Consider the following 808-nt stretch of genomic DNA (forward strand, 5'->3'; position numbering starts at 1 on the left):
ACGATCGAGGACGGCCGCCGTCCGCACCCCGAGGGCACGCTGCCGGGGGTGGCGCTGGTCGGCGGCGGCCCGGGCGACCCGGAGCTGATCACCGTCCGCGGCCGCCGGCTGCTGTCGCGTGCGGACGTCGTCGTGGTGGACCGGCTGGCGCCCCGCGAGCTGCTCGACGAGCTCGCGCCCGAGGTGGAGGTGGTCGACGCGGCGAAGATCCCGTACGGCCGCGCGGCCAGCCAGGACGTCATCAACAGCACGCTGATCGAGCGCGCCAAGGAGGGCAAGTTCGTCGTCCGCCTCAAGGGCGGCGACCCGTACCTGTTCGGCCGCGGCTTCGAAGAGGTGCTGGCCTGCGCCGAGGCGGGCGTCCCGGTGACGATGGTCCCGGGCATCACGAGCGCGTTCGCGGTCCCGGCGGTGGCGGACGTCCCGGTCACCCACCGCGGCGTGGCCCACGAGGTGGTGGTGGTCTCCGGCCACGTCGCCCCGGGCGACGACCGGTCCCTGGTCGACTGGGAGCTGCTGGCCCGCATGCGCGGCACGATCGTGCTGATGATGGGCGTCGAGCGGCTCCCGCAGTTCGCCAAGGCCCTCCTGGACGGCGGCCGCCCGGCCGACACCCCGGTGGCGATCATCGAGGACGGCACCATGCGCACCCAGCGTTCCCTCCGGTCCACTTTGGACACGGTGGTCACCGACGCGGCCGCCTCCGGAGTCCGCCCGCCCGCGGTGATCGTGATCGGCCCCGTCGCGGGCCTCGCCCCCATCCCCTAACCCGCAACTCGCGTGACGGAACCCGGAACTCGCGTGACTG

General features: G+C 74.3%; 1 protein-coding gene. It reads left to right on the forward strand.

Annotation, left to right across the window (positions count from 1 at the left end; genetic code table 11):
• On the forward strand, positions 1 to 768 hold a 768-nt coding region (cobA, locus tag CCN39_RS48030; RefSeq protein WP_086853867.1), incomplete at its 5' end, for a uroporphyrinogen-III C-methyltransferase.
• Between the last annotated feature and the right edge of the window lie 40 nt (positions 769 to 808).

This window comes from Amycolatopsis kentuckyensis (genome assembly GCF_002155975.1).
In the GTDB taxonomy this organism is placed as follows: domain Bacteria; phylum Actinomycetota; class Actinomycetes; order Mycobacteriales; family Pseudonocardiaceae; genus Amycolatopsis; species Amycolatopsis kentuckyensis.